The sequence below is a fragment of the Collinsella aerofaciens genome (genome assembly GCF_040915545.1).
In the GTDB taxonomy this organism is placed as follows: Bacteria; Actinomycetota; Coriobacteriia; order Coriobacteriales; family Coriobacteriaceae; genus Collinsella; species Collinsella aerofaciens_BE.
Window position 1 is genome coordinate 15577 of the sequence record NZ_JBCPDH010000008.1, and the last position, 16518, is coordinate 32094.

Consider the following 16518-nt stretch of genomic DNA (forward strand, 5'->3'; position numbering starts at 1 on the left):
ACGCTATTTTTAGCCGCCCTGCGTTGTTTAGACACAGGAAAAGATCCGAATTTTTGCCAAAGCATTTCGAAACGGTTTCAAAACCGCAGGTAGAAGTGTTAACGACCGGTAAACGGTCGATTTATCACCGTGAGCGGTGCAAAAACGTTTTACCGTATGAATCAACGAAAGCGACCTCTTCTGGGGTGATATAGTGACAACAACACGTCACGTGGTTACTACCAGTTTAGAAACCACTGGTCTTCAAAGAACGCTTTCTAAGAAGCTTTAAGGGCGAGTGCCCGCTGGCTTCCGAAAATCATCGGACTCAGATTGTACACACCTTCGGAAGGGAAATTTGAATGGTTGGCTTTATTCTTACCGGTCATGGACAGTTCGCACCCGGCCTTGCAAGCGCTATCGCTATGGTTGCCGGCGACCAGCCTGCTTTTACCGTCGTTCCTTTTGAGGGCGACCAGGCCGCATCCTACGGTGAGGATCTCCGCGCCGCTATTACCGCCATGCGCGAGGAGTGCGATGGCGTGCTTGTCTTTACCGACCTGCTTGGCGGCACCCCGTTCAACCAGTCGATGATGATTGCCCAGGATGTCGACAACGTCGAGGTTCTGACTGGCACCAACCTTCCCATGGTTATTGAGCTTCTGTTCCTCCGCGGCAATGCCACGCTCGCCGAGCTTGGCGAGCAGGCCGTGACCGTTGGCCAGACGGGCATCACCGCCCAGACGGTCGCATCCGTTGCCGGCTCCGAGGAAGAGGATATCTTCGGCGACGAGGACGGCATCTAATGGCCGATTTCGGAGCCAACGTCCTGAGCTCCTCGGTCGCCCTTTTAGGCCTGCTTGTCATCATGGGCTTGATTTACACCATCTGGTCGCAAATCAACATGAAGAAGAAGCAGAAGTACTTCAAGGAGCTGCACACCGAGCTCAAGCCGGGTCAGGAGGTTCTTTTCGCCGGCGGTATCTACGGAACCGTAAAAGGCATCGAAGGCGAAAAGGTCCAGATCAAAGTCCGATCCGGAGCCGTCGTAGACGTTTCGCGTTACGCGATTCAGGAGATCAAGTAACTGTCGTCAGCAAATAACGAAAGGAAGCTGATCAACATGGCAGAACCCAACATTCTTCTTACCCGCATCGATAACCGACTGGTTCATGGTCAGGTTGCCACCCAGTGGAACTCCACTCTGGGCTCCAACCTCATCCTCGTTGCCAACGACGACGTGGCGACCAACACCATGCGCCAGAACCTCATGAAGATGGCCGCTCCCGCCGGCGTCGCTACGCGTTTCTTCTCTCTGCAGAAGACCATCGACGTCATTGGCAAGGCGAGCCCGCGCCAGAAGATCTTCATCGTGGCCGAAACACCGGAAGACGTGCTTACGCTCGTCAAGGGCGGTGTGCCTATAAAGAAGGTAAACATCGGCAACATGCACATGTCGGAAGGAAAGCGCCAAGTCGCCACCTCCGTCGCAGTTAACGACGAGGATGTCGCTGCGTTTAAAGAGCTGCAGGAATTGGGGGTGGAGTTGGAGATCAGGCGCGTTCCGAGCACGCCTGTTGAGGACACGAGCAAGCTCTTCTCGTAATCCTCATGATCCACGTTGTCAGGAATGAAAACCTGACATTCTGTACGTGAAATCCAAAGTGCGTACATACATTTTGAAAGGAGGAGCAAGATGGAATACTCGATCATCCAGGTCGCTCTGGTCTTCATCGTCACGTTCGTCGCGGCAATCGACCAGTTCAACTTCCTCGAGTCTCTCTATCAGCCCATCGTCACCGGCGCCGTCATCGGTCTTATCCTTGGCGACCTCAACACCGGTCTTCTCGTGGGTGGTACTTATCAGCTCATGACGATCGGCAACATGCCGATCGGAGGCGCTCAGCCGCCTAACGCCGTCATCGGCGGCATCATGGCAGCCATTCTCGCTATCGCTACGGGCCTTGAGCCCAACGCGGCAGTCGGCCTTGCCATTCCGTTCGCTCTGCTTGGTCAGCTCGGCGTTACCCTGGTCTTCACGCTTATGTCGCCGCTCATGTCCTCCGCGGACAACATGGCTCACAACGCTGACACCAAGGGTATCGAGCGTCTGAACTACTTCGCCATGGCTCTGCTCGGCCTGATCTTCGCTGTCGTCGTCACCCTGTTCTTCATCGCTGGCGCTACCATCGGTCAGACCATCGCTTCCGCAATCCCGACTTGGCTGCAGACCGGTCTCTCCGCTGCAGGCGGCATGATGCGCTTCGTCGGCTTCGCCGTCCTGCTCAAGGTTATGATGAACCGCGATATGTGGGGCTTCTTCCTCATGGGCTTTGGCCTCGCGCTCATCACCGTTGCCAACGATTCGCTGGCAACCCCTGCTCTGCTCATCCTCGCTCTCATCGGCTTCGGCATCGCTTTCTGGGACTTCCAGCAGCAGACCGAGCTGAAGGGTGCAGCTGTTTCTGACGGAGGTGACTTCGAAGATGGCATCTAATGAGTATGTGATCCCGGAGCACTACGAGGATCTCACTCCTGCTCCGCAGCTCGACCAGAAGACCCTCAACAAGATGGCTTGGCGCTCCTGCTTCCTGCAGGCCTCGTTCAACTACGAGCGTATGCAGGCCGCTGGCTGGCTCTACTCCATCATCCCCGGTCTGGAGAAGATCCACACCAACAAGAACGACCTCGCGGCTTCCATGAGCCACAACCTGGAGTTCTTCAACACCCACCCGTTCCTCGTCACCTTTGTTATGGGCATCGTGCTTTCGCTCGAGCAGAACAAGGTTGACATCCCCACGATCCGCGCCGTCCGCGTCGCCGCAATGGGCCCGCTCGGTGGTATCGGTGACGCCCTGTTCTGGCTGACGCTCGTGCCTATCACGGCCGGCATTACCTCCAACATGGCCATCAACGGCAACGCCGCTGCACCGATCATCTTCCTGGTGATCTTCAACGTCGTCCAGTTCGCTCTCCGCTTCTGGCTCATGAACTGGTCCTACAAGCTTGGCACCAGCGCTATTGACGCTCTGACTGCCAACATGCAGGCCTTCACGCGTGCCGCTTCCATCATGGGCGTCTTCGTCGTCGGTTGCCTGGTCGTCACCATGGGTGGCACCCAGATCAACCTCCAGATCCCCAACGGCACCACCCGTGGCCTCTCCGCTACTACCGTGATCGTCTCCGAGAAGGAGGCCGAGAACTTCACCGGTATGGAGGGCATCGATACCGAGACCGCTGAGGCCGGTACCATCGCCATGACCGATGAGGACGGCAACGCCCTCACCGCTTCCGATGCCGACGGCAACGCTGTCGAGTGCGGCGTCACCGATCTGGGCAACGGCATGGAGTCCGTTACCTACGGCACCGTTACCGAGGATCCGGTCAACTTCTCTGTTGCCGACACCCTCAACACCATCGTCCCGAAGCTCGTCCCGCTTATGCTTACGCTGCTGCTTTACTACATGTTCGCTAAGCACAGCTGGACCCCGACCAAGGGCATTCTCCTGCTCTTCGTCCTTGGCATCCTGGGCGCTGGCCCGCTTGGTCTCTGGCCGAGCATCTGGTAAGGCTCTAGCTTGAGGGGTGTGTCCCTACGCGGCTCACACCCCGACCCCTTAAGCCATGTGTATGTTAAAAGCCGCGTGCTCGAAAGAGCGCGCGGCTTTTGTTTTCTTGATGATTCGGGTGTGGCAGACAGATAATGCTAAACACCCTAGGTAGTTAGCCGAATTCGAGCAAAAGGGAGGATAGGATGGCGATCGGAGCGCGTAAGCAACCGCTGTACGATCAGCTGGTCGATATTCTGACCGAAAAGATCGACCATGAATATCGCGCCGGTGACATGATTCCTTCCGAGCGCGAACTTTCGGAGCGCTATGGTCTCTCGCGCACTACGGTACGCCTGGCTCTGCAGGAACTAGAGCGTTTAGGACTGGTGGTTCGGCAGCACGGTCGCGGTACCTTTGTGACCGACCGTTCGGCAAAGGCAACCAATCTTATGCAGTCCTACAGCTTTACCGAGCAGATGCGCGCGATGGGTCGCGACCCCGAGACCACGATTCTCGAGTTTTGCGAGATGGAGGCCGATAAGAATCTGGCCGAGCATATGGGATTGCGTATCGGTGATCGCATTTTTAAGCTTAAGCGCCTTCGTTCTGCCGACAATATGCCCATGATGGTCGAACGCAGCTATCTACCAGTTCGTCAATTTCTGTCCCTAAAGCGACCGCTGCTGGAGCGTAAGCCGCTTTACGATGTGATTGAGCAAGACTTTCAGCAAAAGATACGCGTGGCCGAAGAGGAGTTCTATGCGAGCATAGCCCGTCCCACCGACGCCCACCTTTTGGGAATTGTCGAGGGCTCGCCTGTGCTCGATTTGGTCAGGACTACGTATAACGAGTCATACGAGGTTGTGGAGTATACACTCTCGGTTGCTCGTGCCGATCAGTTTAAATACAAGGTTTACCACCAGCGTAGCGACTAGTGTTCGCATCGTATCCATATGATGATTCTTTGCATTTAACTGGTTACTACCAGATAACCAACTGAAGTGTATAATTGCACGTCAAAGGATTACTTCTAGAGAGAGGTATTAGAAATGTTCGAGAAGAGTGTCGAGGAGCTCACCGAGCTCGGCGCCCAGATCACCACGGCCGAGATTGCTCAGCAGCCCGAGCTTTGGCGTGATACGCTCAACATCTATCGCGAGAACAAGGAGGCCATCGAGGCCTTCCTGGCCGAGGCTCGCGCTATGGGCGAGGGCCGTCTGTCCGTTGTCTTCACCGGTGCCGGTACGTCCGACTACGTTGGCGATACCTGTGCCCCGTACCTGCGTCACGCTGGCAACACTGATCTCTACGACTTTAAGCCCATCGCCACGACCGACATCGTGAGCGCCCCGCGTGACTTCCTGCGCGCCGAGGATCCCACGCTCGTGGTTTCCTTTGCCCGCTCTGGCAACAGCCCCGAGAGCCTTGCCGCCGTTGCCGTTGCCAAGGAGCTCGTCCACAACGTCAAGTTCCTCAACATCACCTGCGCTCCCGAGGGCAAGCTCGCCGTCGAGTCTGCCGATGATCCCAACGCGCTGACGCTGCTCATTCCGCGCGCCAACGACAAGGGCTTCGCCATGACCGGTTCTTATTCCTGCATGACCCTGCTCTCCACCCTTATTTTCGACACTGCCTCTGACGAGCAGAAGGCCGAGTGGGTCGAGACAATTGCCAAGATGGGCGAGGAGGTCATCTCCCGTGAGCCCGAGATCGCCGATTACCTGGCTGGCGACTTCAACCGCGTGACCTACTTGGGTTCTGGCTCCTTCGGTGGCCTTGCCCAGGAGAGCCAGCTCAAGATCCTTGAGCTCGCTCACGGTCTGGTCGCTACTTCCTACGACACCTCCATGGGCTATCGTCACGGACCTAAGTCCTTCGTCGACGATAAGACGCTCGTCTTCGTGTTCGTCAATAACGACGCCTACACCCGTCAGTACGACATCGACATCCTCAACGAGATCGGTGGCGACGAGATCGCTCAGCACACCATCGCCGTTCAGCAGGAAGGTGCCACCGTCTATGAGGGTGAGTCCTTCACCTTTAAGGGCTACGAGGCACTTCCCGAGGGCTACCTTGCTCTGCCGTTCGTGATGTTTGCCCAGGCTATCAGCCTGCTCAACTCCGTGCGCGTGGGCAACACGCCCGATACGCCGAGCCCCACCGGCACGGTCAACCGCGTGGTTAAGGGCGTGACGATTCACCCCTTCACCGCTTAATCGCGTCCCCCCTGTAAGGGCGCCCGTCCGCTCATAACGGCGGGCGGGCGCTTTTTGTTTTTACATGGACCGGGTATAAGTATCACCACGGTCAACTGCTTCAAGAAGCAAGGAGTGCATATGAGCACATACGCAATTAAGGCTGACAAGTTCTTCTTGCCGGCAGGCCCGCAACTGGGCGGCTATCTTATGGTCGAGGATGGCGTCTTTGGCGCCTGGCAGGCCGACGAGCCCTCTTGCGAGATTAAGGACTACACGGGATCGTGGATCGCACCGGGCATGGTCGATACTCACATCCATGGTTTCTACAACCACTCAACTACCGATAACGATCCCGAGGGCATCGATATAAGCTCGACCGAGCTCGCCCGTCGCGGTACCACCAGCTGGCTGCCCACGACGTTCACCGATGGCGTCGAGCAGATCAAGGACGCCTGCGCCGCCATCGCCCAGGCGGACGAGGGCCGCGGCCCCGACTTCTGTGGTGCTCGTATCCAAGGCATCTACCTGGAGGGCCCCTTCTTTACCATGAAGCACGTGGGTGCGCAGAACCCCGCTTATCTTATCGATCCCTCCGAGGAGGTCTTCGATCAGTGGCAGGAGGCTGCCGGCGGCCGCATCGTCAAGAGCGCCATGGCGGCCGAGCGCGATGGTGCCGCTGCTTATGCGGCTGCTCTGAACGCTAAGGGTGTGGTGACCAGTATCGGTCACTCCGACGCCACCTACGATGAGTGCATCGCCGCCATCAACGCCGGTGCCAGCTGCTTTACGCATACCTATAACGGCCAGCGCGGGCTGCATCACCGTGAGCCCGGCGTCGTGGGCGCTGCCATGTCCACGCCCGAGACCTACGCCGAGATCATCTGTGACGGCAAGCACGTAAACCCTGCCGCCATCAAGGCGCTGCTGCAGGCAAAGGGCTGGCAGCACACGGTGCTCATCACCGACTGCCTGGGTTGCGGCGGCATGCCTGAGGGCAGCTACACCAGTGGTGGCATGGACGTCATCATGAAGGACAACCTGTGCTGGCTCGCCGACGGCAAGAGCATTGCCGGCTCGGTGCTCACGCTTGCCCAGGGCGTCAAGAACATCGTCGACTGGGGCATCGCCAGCGCCGATATCGCCATTCGCATGGCAACCGAGGTGCCGGCACGCTCCGCGCACATCGAGGATAAGTGCGGCAGCATCATGCCGGGTCGCGACGCCGACTTTGTCGTGTTCGACCATGAGCTCACCCTCGTCGAGACGTATGTTGGCGGCCAGAGCGTCGGCAACGCCTTTACCGAGTAACGATAGAAAAAGACGGCGGGCCCGAATCTGCTCGGACCCGCCGTATGGGTTAAACGCTCAAAAGCACCTTAACAGTTACAGCTTGTTAGCGATCTTCTTTGCCGTGCGCTTAACGCCGGCCACCAGGCCTCCTGCAGGATGCTCCTTCTCGTATGCTAGGCGCTTCTCGCGCTTGGCGTACTCTTCGACGATGATGTCGCCATACTCGTCTTCGATCTTGTCGAAAAAGTCGACGGCGCCCTTAATTTCCTCAGCGGTCGGGTGTCCCTTTTGGACACCGCCGGCGAGCTTGAACGGACCCCACGTATCAAAGCCGGGGCAGCCGTAGACACCCATAAAGATGGCCTGCCTCATGCGGCAGATGCCATCGATATCCTTGCCGTACCACTTGTTTTTGCCACCGTAGGTCATAAGGCCAAACACCTTGTCCTGCGGCTGCAGCACGTTCGTGAGCACGCGTGCCATGTCCTTGTCGATCTCGGAGTAATAGATGCCCGTGGCGACACCGATCAGATGATATTCGTGCAGGTTGGGATACTCGTTTTTACCGAGTGACTTCACGTCGAGGGTATCGATTTCGGGGTGCGCCTCGACGATGGCGTCCACGAGCTTTTTCGTATTGCCGTGATGGCGCGAGGCGTAGAGGATGATGGTTCGCATAAGAAGGCCTTTCAGCTGTAATTGCATCAATGTCTGTATGGTACCCCGTTACATGGCGGGGATACCGGACGCATCGATGAACGTGCGGGTTTGTCCTTTGGTCAGGGCCGAGACGGGTTCTTGCGAGCAAAAAGCAGTTGTTCGAAAGGATGGGCAATGGAATACGCTCTCTCCAACGATTCGATTTCTATTAAGGTGTCCACGGCTGGTGGTTCGTTTACCTCGATTGAGGCCGGAGGTCGCGAGTATCTGTGGCAGGGCGATCCCGCCGTGTGGTCCGGCCAGGCACCAATTTGCTTCCCGATTTGCGGAGGCTTGCGCGATAACAGCGCCATGACGTTTGCCGGGCATCATGTAAAGCTCGCTCGCCACGGGCTTGCGCGCAAACAGGAGTGGAGGCTGCTGAGTCAAGGCGAGAACGAGCTGGCGATGTGCCTGGCTTCGGAGGATAACGCCGCGCTGCTGAGCGATTATCCGTACCCGTTTAAGCTCGTCGCCCGCTATGCGCTTGAGGGGACTGCCGTGCGCGTCTCCTACGAGGTGACCAACGAGGGCACCGAGGACATGCCGTTCTTTATCGGTGGACACCCGGGATTTAGGTGTCCGCTCGATGAGGGCGAGGCCTATACGGACTACGAGCTGCGCTTTGAGAAAGACGAGGCTGCGGAGCTCTGCACCGCCGTTCCCTCGACTGGATTGATTGACGTGGCAAACCGCTCCAAGAACCCCATGGTGGGAAAGACGCTGCCTCTGTCGCATGAGCTCTTCGATTTTGCGGAGACCATCTTTGACGTGCTCGAGAGCCGTCAGGTCACGCTTTCCAAGAAGGGTGAGGACAAGGGCGTTCGCCTGAGCTTTGAGGGCTTCCCGTATCTCATTGTGTGGAGTAAGCCCGAGGGCGATTTTGTGGCAGTTGAACCCTGGGGCGGCCTTTCGACCTGCTCCGATGAGGACGACGTGCTTGAGCACAAGCGCGGCTGCCTTATCGCCAAGCCCAAAGAAACCATCGTGCGCTCGTTCACGATTGAGATCCTGTAATTCCGTTTTGTCGACTCGTATCGCGAGGCACAAGGAGCCTGCGAGATAAGGAGCTAAAAATGATCCTCACCGTTACGATGAACCCGTCTGTCGATACGCGCTATCAGCTCGATGAGCTCGTCATCGACGACGTCAACCGTGTGACGCCCGAAAAGACCGCCGGCGGCAAGGGCCTTAACGTAGCCCGCGTCCTTGGTCAGCTGGGCGACGACGTTGTGGCAACCGGTCTGCTCGGCGGCCACATGGGCGCCTACATGGCTGAGCTCATGGATGCCAACGGCATTAAGAATGATTTTGTACCCATCAAGGGCGAGACTCGTATTTGCCTCAACATCCTCCACGCCGGCAACCAGACCGAGCTGCTCGAGAGCGGCCCGACGATTGCTCCCGAGGAGCTCGATGCCTTTACCGCCAAGTTTACCGAGCTTGCGAGCAAGGCCGCTGTCGTTACCATCTCGGGTTCGCTACCCCGCGGTGTCGAGGCAGACTACTATGCCAAGATCACGGGCATTGCCGAGAACGCCGGTGCCAAGGTGCTGCTCGATACCTCGGGTGCTTCGCTCGAGGCCGCCCTTAAGTCCGAAATTAAGCCCGAGCTGGTCAAGCCTAACCTGACCGAGATCAACGGCCTTTTGGGTACGAGCTTTACCACCGACGATGTGGACGAGCTCCGCGCCGCGCTCGCCTCTGATGCCCGCTTCTCCGATATCCCCTGGGTCGTCGTGTCCATGGGTGCTGCCGGCTCCGTTGGCTTCCACAATGGCCGTGCGTTCCGCGCAAAGACGCCCGATATCCCTGCCGTTAACGCCACGGGCTCTGGTGACTCCACTATCGCAGGCTTCGCGCATGCCATCGCTGCCGGCGCAGACGACGAGACGGTGCTGCGTACCGCCAACACCTGCGGCAAGCTCAACGCCATGGATCCCATGACCGGCCATCTGGTCATGGACCGTTGGGACGAGGTCTACAACGGCGTTGTCGTGACCGAGCTGTAAGAGTTTGGGTGACGGCCCCGGCATCGCTTGCTAGCTCCTGTCGACGATAAGTGCAGTAGCATTATGCCGGGGCGCGACGCTGACACAGTCGTGTTCAATCCCGACCTTACCCTGGTCGAGACGTATGTGGGTGGCAAGAGCGTCGGCAATGCGTTTGCCGAGTAGCCGCCAAAGAAACGATCCGAGAGGGGATTTAGATGATTTACGGTGCATTGGGCGATATCGAGGAGTACCGCGGAATGCTCAAGGGCCTCGACGTGCTGATCGACTGGCTCGAGGAGAACGACCCGGCGCAGCTCGAGGTCGGCAGCCATCCGATTCTGGGCGACAAGGTCTATGCGAACGTCATGGCTCCCACGACGCGTCCCGAGGCCGAGGCTCACTATGAGACGCATCAGCGCTATCACGACCTGCAGATCGACGTTGAGGGTCGTGAGGCCTTTAAGGTCGCTACGGGCAGCCTGACGCTGGTCCAGGAGTTTGACGAGAAGGACGACTACGATCTGGTCGATTCCGACGCCTCGATCGCCGGCGATCTTGCTGACGATAAGTTTGCGCTGTTCGTTGCCGGCGAGCCTCATATGCCCACGCTCGAGTTCCCGGGCGATGGCGCACAGCCGGTCAAGAAGATCTGCTTTAAGCTGCTTGCAGACGCTTACTGGGAGGAGTAGCGAACTGCCTGGCAGAGCTATTCGTCTGATGGCGTGATTCCCCTAGGGAAATCACGCTAGGACCCCGCTAAACGTGTTTCCCTAGGGGAATCACGTTTAGCGGGGTTTTCTGTTTTTGAATAGGGAAGCCTCATTTATTTGCGAAGAACATCGGCTAGCCGCAGGATTGAAATCATCGACCGATAAGTGAGTTCCACTTTTTCGCCCGCAAGCAGTCGTTTCGAGCCAATCTCATCTAGCCCCACAAGCCGAGAAAACAGCGGGCCGCTCATCGTGCCATCGTCAATTGATTCCCTTATGGTCTTCAAAACGTCCGTATCATGAAGCGATGCCGAGCTGTAGGGGGCAACACGAGCGGAACTCTCAATTAACGACGAGACAAAAGGATGGAGATGCTTTGGACATAGTCCATCAAACACCACATCCCCATTGTCGTTCGAGCCGACCAGGCGCCAAGTATAATGATCGACCCAGTCATCTCCGTCATATATGGCGTCCATGAGCAACTTCCCGTCTAGAGAGAGAAACCTATTTGGACATCGGGGCGCAAGACCGCAATCCATATCGGGCCTGCAGCAGCTCCAACCCAACGCACCACATAGGTTCCCTTTCGTACATGTGTATCAATCTGCCCCGAAATGCCGGTGAATGCAATTCCAGACCCGTTTGTCGGATAGCAATCGACGTATTTTTGTTTTCCGCTCACAACCTTGTATAGAAATATCGTTCCAGCAAAAGAGAAGGTATCGTGGCTATTTTAAATCTATATGGCCAATTCGAGCCCTCACCATGGCAATTGTTGCAGCTGGGTTTCTTTTCATTAAAATTTCACTTTGGTAAATCCCCGCCCCCTAAGCATTAAATCCGAAGTCCACCGAGTGGGCGAATCGGCAACAAAAAAGCCGCCCGAAGGCGGCTATCTTGTGCAATGGAGCCAGCGACCGGGCTCGAACCGGTGACCCCCGCTTTACGAGAGCGGTGCTCTACCAACTGAGCTACGCTGGCGGCCATGTGGTGACGCAACTGAGGCGTCAACGGCTGTCTATGATACGGGACATCGCACATCCGTGCAAGTGTTCTGACGGCTTTTCTCACTTTAAATGCACTAATATTGGAGACGTGATGTCTCGCTCTTACGAGTCTCAAACAGAATGGGACTGCCATGGCTCAACCCAAGATCCTTCTCACGCGTATCGATGACCGGTTTATTTACGGGCAAGACGTCGAGCTGTGGAACGAGGCTATGGGTTCCAACCTCGTCCTAATCGTCAACGACGAGATTGCGGCGGATTCGCGCAAGTGGGCGCCTATGAGGGTCGCGGCGCCCGAGGGCGTGTGGACGCGGTTTTTCTCGGTGCAAAGGACCATCGACATCATTCATACCGCAACGCCGCGCCAATGGATTCTCATCATGGTGGCGTCGCCCGCGGATGCGCTCGCGCTGGTCAAGGGCGGTGTGCCCATTACCAAGATCAGTATCGGTCACATGCAAGCAGGGGAGGGCAAGCGTCCCGCGACGCCCACAGTTGCCGTAGACGACACAGACGTCGCCGCCTTCAAAGAGCTGCAAGAACTCGGCATAGAGCTAGAAATCCGCTCCCTCCCCAGCTCCAATCCCGACCCCATTCAACTAGTCGTTGGGGACACCCTTGGCACTTGGGGACGTTCCTTTTAATATGAGCAGGACATTGTCAAGAGGCAAAATCGGGCCTGGCCCCAACGATATGGGGTCAGGCCCCCTCCCTATATCAGCCCGTCCGCGGCGACCTCGGCGTGTCTTCCCGACGCTCGTCTTTGCAGTTTAATATCCGCCCGCGGCGATCTCTCGCTGGGCAATCCGTTGCTACGGCTGAGGCTTCTTCGTCGAACCGACAGTCTGCGCACGCGTGTGGCGCCCTGGGCGCTCGCAGAAAAGGGACCTGAGGTTCGCCTCAACGGCTTCGGATACAACCGCTTCCGGGGTGATCGGCTTATGTGCGGGGGAACGCCCCCCTACGCCTCCTCGGCCATGAGGCCGACCGCCCATACCCAGCAGGCGAGCACGCGCGCCGTGGCGACGTTCTGCCGTGGACCCCGCGCGCGAGCAGGGCCTCGCGCCTCTCGACCAGCCTCCGCACGCCCTTGGCGGCATGCCTCCGGGCGCCCCGGTCCGGGTCCTGGCCCCTGGCGAGGCCCTTCGGCCGAGCGGAGCACGTCGGGTAGTGCCACGCGGCCTCGACCAGAGCCTTCCTCAGGTGCTTGTTGCCGGCCTTGGTGATCGCGCCCCTGCTGTCGCTCTCCCCGCTGGAGTGCTCGGAGGGCGTCAGGCCGACCCACGCCGCGAACGAGCGGGCGTTCGACTGGATAGAAAAACGCCCGTCGGCGGTGGTGCCGGCGGGCGCTGCTGTGCGATATGTTGCGTTGTGGGCTTAGTGCCTCATAAAGTGGTACTCGATCACATTGCTATAGGGGTGACCCGGGCCCACAATGCCCTGCGGGAACAGCGGCTGGTGCGGCGTGTCGGGGTACATCTCTGCCTCGAGGGCAAAGCCAGCGCCCCAGCCATAGTTGGCATCGTCCTTGGCATGTTCGTCGCCCAGCCAGTTGCCGGTGTAGAGCTGCACGCCCGGGGCGGTGGTGTAGTAGTCCAGCTCACGACCGGTCCACATCTCCTCGACGTGCATCGCGCGGCGCAGATTACGGCCGTACTGATAGCCATCGATGCACAGACAGTGGTCGTAGCCACGGGCTTGCTTAATCTGCGGGTCGTCGGCCTCCATGCCAGGCGCGACGGGGTGCAGCTCACGGAAGTCAAACGGCGTGCCCTCGACCGGAGCAATCTCGCCGGTGGGGATGTTCTGCTCGTTGATGGGCAGGTAGTGGGTAGCGTTGGCAACAAAGAAGTGTTCGCAGTCCATGCCGGCGTTATGGCCGGCAAGGTTAAAGTACGTGTGGTTGGTCATGGAAACGTAGGTGGCGCGGTCGCTCTCGCAGCCATACTCGACACGAAAGACGCCGGTGCGCGTCACGGTAAACACGGCCGTAAAGGTGCGGTTGCCGGGGAGACCCAGCTCGCCATCCTCAAGCGAGGTGGTCATGCGCACGGCATTGTGGACCTCGTCGAGCTCAACATCCCACACGCGCTTGTGCAGACCATGCTCAAGATCGCTGTGCAGGTTGTTGGCGCCTTCGTTGGCCGGCATATGCCAGTCGGTGCCGTTAATATTAATCGTGGCGCCTGCGGTGCGGTTTGCCACGGGGCCGATAGTCGCGCCAAAGCAGGCGGGGTTGTCAAGGTAATCCTCGAGCTTATCGAAGCCCAGCACCACATCGCGCACGTTGCCGGGAATGTCGGGCACGTCGATACCAAGCACGGTGGCACCATAGTCCATAATGCGAACGCAGATCTCGGGCCCGTTGAGGGTGTAACGATGAACGGGGGTACCGCACGGCGCGGTGCCGAAAAGCTCGGAAGTGATCATTTGGTTCCTAACATCGAGGTATTTCCGACAAACTGTAGCGCGAACAGGCGAGATTATCACTACACCCCACTAAAGCAGGAGGTATTTTTCTCAAAAAAGTGATGATTGGAGCTGTGCGGGCGTTCATTTCTGACGCGCGCGAGTCTGATACAATTTGTTCGTTATTGTTTGAATTGACGTGAGCGTGGAACAGCGAGGACTCATCGTGATTAAAGCGGAGCGACAGGATAAGGTTCGGCAGCTGCTCGAGGAACAGGGAACGGTCTCGGTCAAGGAGATTTCGGATGCGTTAGGTGTCTCGGATATGACGATCCGCCGTGACCTTGAGGAGCTTGCGAGCCTGGGCGAGATCGAGCGCGTGCACGGCGGAGCCCGCAGTGCGCAGGGCCGTCCACACGCTATGCTGCGCCATGAGTATTCGCACAGCGAAAAGCGCACCAAGCATGCCGAGGAAAAGTTGCAGATCGCGCGCCGCGCCGTGGAGCTTATCGAGGAGGGCTCGACCATCTTTTTGGGTACGGGCACCACGGTTGAGCAGATGGCCTCGATGCTGCCGGCATTTCGTCTGCGCATCGTGACCAATTCGCTTTCGGTGTTTAACCTGCTCGAGGCGCGCGAGGACTGCGACCTGTGCCTAGTGGGCGGCATGTACCGTCGCCGTACCGCCGCTTTTGTGGGACCAACGGCCGAGGATACCCTGCGTGCGCTGGGTATCGACGCGGCGTTTATCGGCGCCAACGGCATTCTGGATGGCGACGTGTCTACGTCTAATATGGATGAGGGTCGTATCCAGCAGCTCGCCTTTAGCAAGGCCGACTCGCGCTATCTGATCGCCGACTCCAGTAAGATCGGCAAGCGCGACTTCTACACCTTCTGCCGTCTGGACAGCCTGGACGCCGTGGTGTGCGAGCCGGGTATTACCGCCGAGGACCGCACTGCCATCGAGGAGCACACGCAGGTCATCTGCTAGCTAACGCTGCAGGCGATACTTCTGCCCCCTGCCGGCGCGGGGATTATCGCTTCACAATGACGCGTAAATAATTTTGGGCAACAAGGATGAGACTATTCTGGGATATGACTAGACTCCGTATTTCGTCTTTATGTCCCTTGAGAATGAATCGTAGTCTTCATAGAGCCCCTCTCTGCTTTCATCCTCGGCGCGGTTTACACGTTCAAGAAGCTTATCCTTTGGAGCCTCTTTTGTTATTGCGGCCTCGCTGTCGGGTATTGTGGATTGCAAGAATAGTTCTAGAGCATGGACGTCTTTGAGTATGTAGCCCGTCGAACGACCCGCTCCTGTTTTTTCGATTGCGCTGCAGCTAACAAGCTGGCCGAGGGTTCGTTTAACGGTTACCTCGCTGATATCGGGGCAGCTGGACCGGATGTCGGATTTCTTAATGACGCCGGGTCTCTGTTGAAATAGAACAGCGATGCGCGCTTGCTTCGACATGGGACGAGTGCTTGATTCAATTAAGGTACGCTGCTCGAGCTGTCGGTAGGCGGCCAGGGTTGTTCCGAGCATGAAACGGATAAAGGGTACTTCGGTGTTTTGATTTTCATTCCATCCAGTGGAGCTTGCAGCGAGGGCGTTGTAGTAAAGCGCTTTGTTGTCTTCAATAAGTCGTTCGATGCTGATGTAACGCGCAACATCGTATCCAGTCTTTTCGAGCAGCAGCGTTGTAAGGAGCCGGCTCATCCTGCCATTGCCATCGTTGAAGGGATGAATGCTAACAAAATCGAAGATAAAGCGGAGCGATATAAGGAGGGGATCGCAAACTTGGCGAGATAAAGCATCGTTGAGGGACTGGCAGGCTTCTTTAATAAGTCCCGGGGTTGCTAGAGCCGAAGGGGGCCTAAAGCGCACAAATCGATTACCTTGATCGTCAATGGAGACGATTTCGTTATCGCCATCTTTCCAATGGCCTCCATACGAGATTGCCGTGTGCGCCATGAGGTCACGATGCAACTGCAGAATGACCGATGGCGTTACGGGAATGGAATCGTGTTGCTCGTGAATAAGCGACAGCACATCTCGGTATCCAGCGATTTCTTCCTCTGCGCGGGAGCTTGGCTTGGCGGAATACGCCATGATCGCTTTGAGTCTTTTTTGGGTGGTAACAATTCCTTCAAGTCCGTTGGAGGATCGGGTGCTTTGGATCTTAGCCTCCTCCATTAGGGACGATAGAAGCTCGGGTTTGACTTGACTCAGAGCAAGCTGACGGCCTTTATGCTCGCGTATCGAGAGGAGGAGGTTGGTGATTGGAGTTGCTTCGAGTTCCGCTGGGACTGTGGTGTAATCGAACTGGCGCATGCGGCTCCTTTCGGTATCACGAACATACTTTCGGTATCATAATACCATTAAATGATACCGAAAGTATGTTCGTGATACCGAAAACTGGAAACCATGGTTCATAACTGCTTGGAAAGTTCGGATTTGACTATCTTATTGTCTCGATCTGTAACAGTTAGACGGTTAAAAGTGGGCTACGTGTTACAGATTGAGATCTTTCAGCCCTGGTCGCCCGTTCGTCTAAATCTATAACAGTTAGGATTGAAAATCCCTGCTAGATGTTACAGATCGAGATAAACGGTCCGCACGGGCTCACCAAAAACAAAAAGACCGCATGCGAACCCGTGGAGGGATTCGCATGCGGCCG

The 16518-nt window shown here is 57.3% G+C and carries 18 protein-coding genes and 1 tRNA gene; 13 read left to right on the forward strand and 6 right to left on the reverse strand.

Annotated features, from left to right (window positions below; genetic code table 11):
• Positions 1 to 341: 341 nt before the first annotated feature.
• From AB5202_RS04215 to nagA, 8 genes are all read left to right on the forward strand, one after another.
• The gene (locus AB5202_RS04215; RefSeq protein WP_055310428.1) at positions 342 to 785 is read left to right on the forward strand and encodes a PTS sugar transporter subunit IIA domain-containing protein; all 444 of its coding nucleotides are present in this window, start codon (positions 342 to 344) and stop codon (positions 783 to 785) included.
• Complete coding sequence (gene yajC / locus AB5202_RS04220) at positions 785 to 1066, forward strand: preprotein translocase subunit YajC (RefSeq protein ID WP_022094612.1); 282 nt, start codon at positions 785 to 787, stop codon at positions 1064 to 1066. The genes AB5202_RS04215 and yajC overlap by 1 nt, the downstream gene beginning before the upstream one ends.
• Positions 1067 to 1102: 36 nt before the next feature.
• Complete coding sequence (gene agaV / locus AB5202_RS04225) at positions 1103 to 1585, forward strand: PTS N-acetylgalactosamine transporter subunit IIB (RefSeq protein ID WP_117716286.1); 483 nt, start codon at positions 1103 to 1105, stop codon at positions 1583 to 1585.
• A gap of 90 nt (positions 1586 to 1675) precedes the next feature.
• Positions 1676 to 2476 (forward strand): PTS mannose/fructose/sorbose/N-acetylgalactosamine transporter subunit IIC, encoded by an 801-nt coding sequence (locus AB5202_RS04230; RefSeq protein ID WP_089572403.1) that lies wholly within the window; start codon positions 1676 to 1678, stop codon positions 2474 to 2476.
• Positions 2466 to 3548: a PTS system mannose/fructose/sorbose family transporter subunit IID gene (locus AB5202_RS04235; protein WP_022094609.1), complete on the forward strand. Its 1083-nt coding sequence runs from the start codon at positions 2466 to 2468 to the stop codon at positions 3546 to 3548. The genes AB5202_RS04230 and AB5202_RS04235 overlap by 11 nt, the downstream gene beginning before the upstream one ends.
• Positions 3549 to 3733: 185 nt before the next feature.
• Positions 3734 to 4465, forward strand: coding sequence for a GntR family transcriptional regulator (locus AB5202_RS04240; RefSeq protein ID WP_368143718.1), 732 nt, complete (start codon positions 3734 to 3736; stop codon positions 4463 to 4465).
• Positions 4466 to 4579: 114 nt separating this feature from the next.
• Positions 4580 to 5746 (forward strand): AgaS family sugar isomerase, encoded by a 1167-nt coding sequence (locus tag AB5202_RS04245; RefSeq protein ID WP_035137674.1) that lies wholly within the window; start codon positions 4580 to 4582, stop codon positions 5744 to 5746.
• 120 nt (positions 5747 to 5866) lie between these two features.
• Entirely contained in the window at positions 5867 to 7036 is a 1170-nt protein-coding gene (gene nagA, locus AB5202_RS04250) for an N-acetylglucosamine-6-phosphate deacetylase (RefSeq protein ID WP_022094606.1), read from the forward strand.
• 75 nt (positions 7037 to 7111) lie between these two features.
• Here the strand turns inward: nagA and AB5202_RS04255 are convergent, their stop codons facing one another.
• Positions 7112 to 7696 (reverse strand): flavodoxin domain-containing protein, encoded by a 585-nt coding sequence (locus tag AB5202_RS04255; protein WP_195246910.1) that lies wholly within the window; start codon positions 7694 to 7696, stop codon positions 7112 to 7114.
• Between the two features lie 156 nt (positions 7697 to 7852).
• On the opposite strand from AB5202_RS04255, the gene AB5202_RS04260 reads away from it, so the two are divergent.
• The 3 genes from AB5202_RS04260 to AB5202_RS04270 all read left to right on the forward strand — a co-directional run bounded on the left by AB5202_RS04260 (position 7853) and on the right by AB5202_RS04270 (position 10400).
• Positions 7853 to 8734: an aldose 1-epimerase family protein gene (locus AB5202_RS04260; RefSeq protein WP_368143717.1), complete on the forward strand. Its 882-nt coding sequence runs from the start codon at positions 7853 to 7855 to the stop codon at positions 8732 to 8734.
• Positions 8735 to 8793: 59 nt separating this feature from the next.
• A complete protein-coding gene (locus tag AB5202_RS04265) occupies positions 8794 to 9729 on the forward strand; it encodes a hexose kinase (protein ID WP_368143716.1) in 936 nt (311 codons plus the stop codon).
• A 197-nt stretch (positions 9730 to 9926) separates the two neighbouring features.
• Positions 9927 to 10400 carry a NanQ anomerase/TabA/YiaL family protein gene (locus AB5202_RS04270; protein WP_117743267.1) on the forward strand — a complete coding sequence of 158 codons (474 nt, stop codon included), beginning with the start codon at positions 9927 to 9929 and terminating at the stop codon, positions 10398 to 10400.
• A 134-nt stretch (positions 10401 to 10534) separates the two neighbouring features.
• Here AB5202_RS04270 and AB5202_RS04275 read toward each other — a convergent pair whose 3' ends face one another.
• Together AB5202_RS04275 and AB5202_RS04280 are read right to left on the reverse strand one after the other, a co-directional pair.
• A complete protein-coding gene (locus tag AB5202_RS04275) occupies positions 10535 to 10900 on the reverse strand; it encodes a hypothetical protein (protein ID WP_117564756.1) in 366 nt (121 codons plus the stop codon).
• Between the two features lie 429 nt (positions 10901 to 11329).
• A tRNA-Thr gene (locus tag AB5202_RS04280) sits at positions 11330 to 11405 on the reverse strand.
• Positions 11406 to 11562: 157 nt separating this feature from the next.
• Between AB5202_RS04280 and AB5202_RS04285 the strand changes: the two genes are divergently transcribed.
• On the forward strand, positions 11563 to 12075 hold the full coding sequence (locus AB5202_RS04285) for a PTS sugar transporter subunit IIB (RefSeq protein WP_368130779.1): 513 nt from the start codon (positions 11563 to 11565) through the stop codon (positions 12073 to 12075).
• Positions 12076 to 12370: 295 nt separating this feature from the next.
• Here AB5202_RS04285 and AB5202_RS09980 read toward each other — a convergent pair whose 3' ends face one another.
• Together AB5202_RS09980 and AB5202_RS04295 are read right to left on the reverse strand one after the other, a co-directional pair.
• The gene (locus AB5202_RS09980; protein ID WP_438265661.1) at positions 12371 to 12745 is read right to left on the reverse strand and encodes a transposase; all 375 of its coding nucleotides are present in this window, start codon (positions 12743 to 12745) and stop codon (positions 12371 to 12373) included.
• Positions 12746 to 12808: 63 nt separating this feature from the next.
• Positions 12809 to 13861 (reverse strand): aldose epimerase family protein, encoded by a 1053-nt coding sequence (locus AB5202_RS04295; protein WP_368143715.1) that lies wholly within the window; start codon positions 13859 to 13861, stop codon positions 12809 to 12811.
• 205 nt (positions 13862 to 14066) lie between these two features.
• Between AB5202_RS04295 and AB5202_RS04300 the strand changes: the two genes are divergently transcribed.
• Positions 14067 to 14831, forward strand: coding sequence for a DeoR/GlpR family DNA-binding transcription regulator (locus tag AB5202_RS04300; RefSeq protein ID WP_271747001.1), 765 nt, complete (start codon positions 14067 to 14069; stop codon positions 14829 to 14831).
• 108 nt (positions 14832 to 14939) lie between these two features.
• On the opposite strand, the gene AB5202_RS04305 is transcribed toward AB5202_RS04300, so the two are convergent.
• Entirely contained in the window at positions 14940 to 16172 is a 1233-nt protein-coding gene (locus tag AB5202_RS04305; RefSeq protein WP_368143714.1) for a Fic family protein, read from the reverse strand.
• Positions 16173 to 16518: the final 346 nt, after the last annotated feature.